Genomic DNA, 7,037 nt, shown 5'->3' on the forward strand with positions numbered 1-7,037 from the left:
CGGTCGTTGGTCCAAGACGCAGCGAACGGCGAGAAAGAGCCCATTGTGTGAATTCAGTTTTCCTGCTGCGTGCGCTCGCAGCGTGGAAAATGCTGCGTTAGCGTAAAATTTGGTGCTGCCGCGCAGCGGGAAAACCAGCCATTCGTGCAGAGTGCAGCGAGGATCAGAGGTCGAATTCACAGACTGCGGACAAAGTGTGCATACGCTACTAAGCAGGTGACATCTGCGTTACCTACTCAAAGATTCATCGCAGTGTATGCAGACGCGATCCTGCCGATTGCAAGTTGGTACGCCGCCTCACGGTATGTCAGCCGTACATCTTGCTCCTTTGCATTTACCTTTTGGGAAATCTCGGCAAAAGCTTGGACGATCATGTCTTCTAGGCCAGAGCGGACGAGATCAATTTCTTGGCGGACGTTGAGAAACGCGGTTTGCTCTTCGGACGGAAATGTCTTTCCCGTCATTTTCTCCATCGAACGGGCGAGGTTACGGTGGTCGCGTTCATCGGATCTGCGCTCCATCAAGCCGAATGGGATGTGCGACAAATTTTTTACCCACTCGAAGTAGCTGACGACGACGCCACCAGCATTGGCAAACAAGTCAGGAATGACAACGATACCGCGTGCGTTTAGAATCTGATCAGCGTCGTGGGTGATCGGACCATTAGCGGCCTCGACGATCAATCGCGCGTTGATATGTGATGCATTGCCCTCGTGAATGACGCTTTCCAGTGCTGCGGGCACGAGGATATCGCACTCATCCGTCAGCGCCGTAGCCCCATCCGCCTCAAATCTTCCGCCTTCAAACCCCAGAATGGTTTTATGCTCAGCAATATGCGCATGCAGTGCGTCAACGTCGATCCCGTTTGCATTTCGGATGACACCGTCGCGTTCGATGACTGTAATAACTTTGCAGTTGTCTTCATCTGCTAGAAACTTTGCCGCGTGATAGCCGACATTGCCAAGTCCTTGAACGACGACACGCATCCCATCAAGGCTGTCACTTTCTAACCCCGCCGAATGTCGGTCTTTTTCAGAGCGAAAAAAGGCTTGGATGGCGTATTGAACGCCGCGTCCCGTGGCTTCGGTCCGCCCTTCGATACCGCCACCCGCGACAGGTTTTCCTGTGACGCAGCCCATGCCGTTGATGTCTTCGGGTTTGTAACGCCGGTATTCGTCAGCGATCCACATCATCGTCTGTTGATTGGTGCCCATGTCGGGGGCCGGAACATTTGTCGCAGAGGCTAGAAATCCGTGGCGCATCAACTCTTGTGCGAACCGTCGCGTGATCTTTTCCAACTCATGGGGTTCCCATTCGGCGGGGTCGATTTCTAAAGCACCCTTTGATCCGCCAAACGGCAAATTCAACAGCGCACATTTGTAAGTCATCAGCGCCGCTAGGGCTTCGACCTCTTCTTGATTGACGTTTGACGCGTATCTGATGCCACCTTTGGCAGGGCCCTCACTGGTGGAATGCGTCGCACGCCAACCGCGAAAGGTAAACATTCGCCCCCGCAATCGCACACCAAACCGCGTTACATAAGTCGCGTTGCAGACCTTAATTTTCTCGGCAAGGCCTTCAGGTAAGCCGAGATTTTCTGCGGCTGTATCATACATCGACTCTACGTCTTTTAGAAAATTACCGCTCATGATTTGACGCTCCCGTATCCGCCGCCACCAGGGGTTTTCATAACAAACACATCACCGATATCGAGTTGCGCCTCATCGTTACCCATCAGCGTTTCGATTTTTCCATCGGCACATACGACGCTGTTTTCGCCGACGACACCGGCACCACCGCCAGCAGCTCCATGCGGCGGAACAATGCGGTGAGAGGAAAGGACTGTGACTGTCATCGGTTCAAGAAAACGCAATTTCCTGACGATGCCATTGCCACCACAATATTCGCCAATTCCGCCCGAACCACTGCGGATCGAAAATTCATCAACGCGCACCGGAAAGCGAGTTTCTAGGACTTCAGGATCGGTCATGCGGGTGTTGGTCATATGGCTATGGACAGCGTTGGTGCCGTGAAAGCCGTCTCCAGCGCCAGTCCCGCCACAGATGGTTTCATAATTCTGATGCACGTCGTTGCCGTAGACAAAGTTGTTCATCGTCCCTTGGCTGCCTGCGATCACACCAAGCGCACCATAAAGCGTATCCGCAATCGCCTGACTGACCTCGGTGTTACCCGAAATCACGGCGGCGGGTGATTTAGGATTGATCATGCTGCCTTCAGGGACCACGAGATTGAGCGGTTTCAGGCACCCCTCATTCATCGGGATGTCACTTCCGACCAACGTGCGGAACACATACAGGACAACAGCACGGCAGATTGCCAAGGGCGCATTATAATTGAACTCGTTTTGCGGCGATGTTCCGGTAAAGTCGATTGTAGCCTCTCTGTTCGGTTTATCGACAGTGATTGCCACCTTGATTTGATCCCCGCTGTCGAGTGGATAGGTGAACGCGCAGTCGCGCAGCACATCTAGAACACGGCGCACGCTTTCCTCTGCGTTGTCCTGAACATGGCTCATGTATGCATGAACCGTATCAAGCCCAAACTGTCGGGTGATTTTCGTCAGCTCGCCGACACCTGTGGCGTTTGCGGCAATTTGGGCAGACAGATCAGCCATGTTCTGACCCACGTTGCGACAGGGATATTTGCCAGATGCAAGAAGCTCGCGCGTCGCGCAATCGCGCAATTGGCCTTGTTTCACCAAAAGGAAATTATCAATCAAGACGCCTTCTTCTTCGATATGCCTGCTGTCAGGTGGAGCGGAGCCCGGTGTTTTGCCCCCGATGTCGGCATGATGACCACGGCTGGCGACCGTGTAGATGATCCGCGTCCCAGCATCGTCAAACACTGGTGTGATCACGGTTACATCGGGCAAATGTGTGCCACCGTTGAACGGGTTGTTCATCATGAATACATCACCAGGACGGATCTTGCCTGCGTTTTGCCGCAGAATGACCCGCACGCTTTCGCTCATCGACCCAAGATGGACCGGCACATGCGGCGCGTTGGCCACCAAATCGCCCGCTTCGTCAAAGATCGCGCAGGAAAAATCGTATCGTTCTTTGATGTTGACCGAATAGGCGGTGTTGGCCAGCGTCGCGCCCATCTGATCAGCAATCGACATGAACAGGTTGTTGAACACCTCAAGCATTACGGGATCGACCTTTGTGCCGACCGCCTCTTGTCTAGCCATCGCGGTCACGCGGCGCAGGATGAGGTTGCCGCCACTCACGCACTCGGCTTCCCAATCGGTTTCAAGAATATTGGTGCCCGTCGGCTCTGTCAGAATTGCTGGGCCTTTGACTGTTTCGCCAAGCTGCATTGTCGTGCGGTCCATAACAGCGACATCATGCCATGCACCTTGCGACCACATTTTCCCTGTTTTGGCAGGGGCTGCAGGCGCAGTCGTATCAGGTAAATTGACCTTTTCACCTGTGGCCCCAATGGCCTCAGCGGTCAGCACATCGATCAGCAATGTCGCGTTCTCTGGGACAAAGCCGAACCGCTGCATATGCGCTGCCTCAAACGCCTCTGTCATCTCGGCCATCGGCGCGAACGGCACTTCAAGGGTTTGCTGCGCCCCATCTGGCCGAATATGCGCCATTGTTACGGTTGTGATCTGACTTGCAGGGATACCTTGACCAGCCACCTCATCCTCGGCCGCTTTGATCAACCCGTCCAGAACGACCTCTGCTGCGTTGATCTGATCCAATGGCTTGCCAAACTGATGTTCGCGCATCGCCCGCACGTCCGCCAGCCCCATGCCAAAGGCTGATAACACGCCAGCAAACGGGTGGATAAAGACACGCTCCATCCCCAGCGCATCAGCCACCAGACAGGCATGTTGCCCACCCGCACCGCCAAAGCAGTTCATTGTGTATTTGGTGACGTCATAGCCACGCTGCACAGAAATCTTCTTGATCGCGTTGGCCATGTTTTCAACGGCGATGCGCACGAACCCTTCAGCGATGTCTTCGACCGACATATGCCCGCCGATTTCTGCCGCTAAAGTTTCGAATTTTGTGCGCACAACATCGACGTCCAGCGGTTCGTCTGCGTTCGGGCCAAAAACGGGCGGGAACAAATCAGGTTGCAGTTTGCCTAACAAGACGTTGCAATCTGTCACCGTAAGCGGCCCACCACGACGATACGCCGCTGGTCCCGGATTTGCGCCCGCACTTTCAGGACCGACCTGCATGCGCCCGTCGCGATACGACAGAATTGATCCCCCACCCGCAGCGACAGTGTGAATAGACATCATCGGTGCACGCATCCGCACGCCTGCGACTTCGGTTTCAAAGCTACGTTCGAATTCACCTGCATAGTGGCAAACATCCGTAGACGTGCCGCCCATGTCGAAGCCGATCAGCTTGTCATACCCAAGTTCAGCCGCCGTCCGCACCATGCCGACGACGCCCCCCGCAGGCCCAGACAGTATCGCATCGCGTCCCTCAAACAGGGATGCGTCGGTCAGTCCGCCATTAGAGCGCATGAACATCAATCGTTCACACCCACCTTTGGCCGTGCCCAACGCATCAGCCACTTGGCTAACGTAGCGGCGCAAGATTGGGGACAGATATGCGTCTACCACCGCCGTATCCCCGCGTGAGACGAGCTTAATCAACGGGCTGGCCTCGTGACTTAACGATATTTGGGTAAAGCCGGATTGATCAGCCATCGCGCCAAGGCGTTGTTCATGATCTGGAAAACGATAGCTGTGCATCAGCGCAATCGCGACAGAGCGATAACCTTTGCCATAAGCGCGAGACAGAGCTTCGCGTGCAGCGGTCGTATTGAGAGCGGTAACAACCTCACCCTGTGCATCAACCCGCTCTTCGATCTCGATCACGTCATCATACAGCAGTTCAGGAAGTTCGATGTTAAGGTCAAACAAACGCGGGCGGTTCTGATATCCGATGCGCAGCAGGTCGCGCATCCCTTTTGTAATCAACAGCAAAGTCCGCTCGCCTTTGCGTTCCAAAAGCGCGTTGGTCGCAACAGTCGTACCCATCTTGACGGCACTAATCTGGCCCGCCGGAATAGGGTCGTGTGCATTCAGCCCAAGGAGGGCGCGAATACCATGTACAGCGGCATCAGGGTACACTTCTGGATTTTCGGACAAAAGCTTGTGGGTGCGCAATTCTCCGTCCGGAGCCTTCGCAACGATGTCAGTAAATGTGCCCCCACGATCAACCCAGAAATCCCACTTCTTTTCGCTCGCCTGATCCACATCGTTCTCCCTCGAATCAATTTGTTGTTGCATTATGGGTATAACGCTGACAAATTGTCAACGTAATGATATCGAGAGATTCGAGTCATCAACTAGGGAGAAGACAATGAAATATGCAATTTTCGGGGCTGCTACATTGGCGTTCGCAACAGCCGCCAGCGCGCAAAGCTGGGACATGCCAACGCCATATGGCGACTCTACATTCCATACACAGAACATCAGCCAGTTCGCAGACGATGTGCGTGCGGCCACAGACGGAGGCCTCAACATTACGTTGCACAGCGCAGGTTCGCTGTTTCCGCACGCCGAAATCAAAGGGGCTGTGCGCAACCGCTCCGTGCCGATTGGTGAATTCTTCCTGTCGCGCCTGTCTAACGAAGACCTCGCATTCGGTGTCGACAGCCAGCCATTCGTCGCGACGAGTTACGAGCAAGCGCAGACACTTTGGGACGCCCAGAAACCCGTCATCACAGAACTGTTGGCCGAACAAGGTTTGATGCCGCTCTTTTCCGTGCCGTGGCCAGCGCAGGGGCTTTATACAAATGGCGAAATCGCCACTGTTGAAGATTTAAACGGTTTGCGTTTCCGCGCCTACAACGCAGCCCTTGAAGAGTTCGCAACGCTGGCCGGTGCCGCACCTGTTCAGATCGAAGCCTCGGACATTCCGCAGGCTTTCGCGACTGGTCAGGTCGCCGCGATGATCACGTCCCCGTCCACGGGTGTGAACTCAACAGCTTGGGATTTTGTGACGCATTACTCTCCGATCAATGCATGGGTTCCCAAGAACATCGTTGTGGTGAACCAGCGCATGTTTGATGGTCTTGATGCGGACGTTCAGACAGCGGTTCTTGAAGCAGCTGCAGCAGCTGAAACACGCGGTTGGGAGATGTCGGCCGCCGAAGCCGAGACCATGACAGCCGCTTTGGCTGAAAACGGCATCACTGTGTATGAACCAAGCGCCGAATTGGTGTCTGGCCTGCAAGAGATTGGTGCCACGATGCTCGGCACGTGGAATGCAAACGCATCCGACAGTGCAAAGGCTGTTATGGACGCCTATAACAACTAAGGGTTTCTTCCCGACTGGCCGACAGCCCTGAATTGGTTGTCGGTCTTTTTATGTCTATCAAAGCGGGGAGGCTTTCATGGGTCACATATTACAGAAACTCTACGACGTATGCGGGGCCATCGCTGGCGGGCTTATCCTGTGTATCTGTCTACTCATTTCTGCGCAGATTGGATTGAATGCATTTGGACGTTTCGCGCCGGGCCTTTTGCCATCGACCATTCCCTCTTACGCCGATTTTTCCGGCTTCATGCTTGCGGGTGCGACGTTTCTTGCGCTTGCACATACGCTTCGCGCGGGTGGACATATTCGCGTCAATCTTGTGACCAGCCGTTTGCCTGTTCGCCTCCAAGTCGTTGCAGAAGGATTTACACTTCTGGCCGCAATTGCGCTGGTCAGCTACGCCGCATGGTTCATGGGTGATCTGGTTCGCGAAAGCATTCATTACGGCGACGTTTCAACCGGAATCGTCCCTGTTGCCTTGTGGATACCGCAAGGGATCGCTGCGTTCGGCATCACCTTATTGTTGGTCTCTATCATCCATACATTTGTTGATCTTTTGCGCGCTGGCAAACCGGTCCTCTCAACCCCTGACGAGGTATAGGCCATGTCTGATCCTATGATTGCTCTTACACTACTCGCGCTTCTTATTGCGCTGCTGGCCAGCGGCACTTGGGTGGCTGTTTCGCTCTCCGTCGTCGGGCTTGCTGGCCTTGTTTTCTTCTC

At 54.5% G+C, this 7,037-nt stretch carries 4 protein-coding genes; 2 read left to right on the forward strand and 2 right to left on the reverse strand.

Annotated elements, in window-relative coordinates:
- Positions 1 to 236: 236 nt before the first annotated feature.
- Both ACFDSS_RS12515 and ACFDSS_RS12520 read right to left on the reverse strand, forming a co-directional pair.
- Entirely contained in the window at positions 237 to 1,649 is a 1,413-nt protein-coding gene (locus ACFDSS_RS12515) for a Glu/Leu/Phe/Val dehydrogenase (RefSeq protein WP_375256070.1), read from the reverse strand.
- Positions 1,646 to 5,281, reverse strand: coding sequence for a hydantoinase B/oxoprolinase family protein (locus ACFDSS_RS12520; protein ID WP_375256071.1), 3,636 nt, complete (start codon positions 5,279 to 5,281; stop codon positions 1,646 to 1,648). The genes ACFDSS_RS12515 and ACFDSS_RS12520 overlap by 4 nt, the downstream gene beginning before the upstream one ends.
- 73 nt (positions 5,282 to 5,354) lie before the next feature.
- Between ACFDSS_RS12520 and ACFDSS_RS12525 the strand changes: the two genes are divergently transcribed.
- Both ACFDSS_RS12525 and ACFDSS_RS12530 read left to right on the forward strand, forming a co-directional pair.
- The gene (locus ACFDSS_RS12525) at positions 5,355 to 6,314 is read left to right on the forward strand and encodes a TRAP transporter substrate-binding protein (RefSeq protein WP_375256072.1); all 960 of its coding nucleotides are present in this window, start codon (positions 5,355 to 5,357) and stop codon (positions 6,312 to 6,314) included.
- 76 nt (positions 6,315 to 6,390) lie between these two features.
- Positions 6,391 to 6,915, forward strand: coding sequence for a TRAP transporter small permease (locus ACFDSS_RS12530; RefSeq protein WP_375256073.1), 525 nt, complete (start codon positions 6,391 to 6,393; stop codon positions 6,913 to 6,915).
- Positions 6,916 to 7,037 lie beyond the last annotated feature (122 nt).

Source organism: Yoonia sp. (assembly GCF_042093035.1).
Taxonomy (GTDB): Bacteria; Pseudomonadota; Alphaproteobacteria; order Rhodobacterales; family Rhodobacteraceae; genus Yoonia.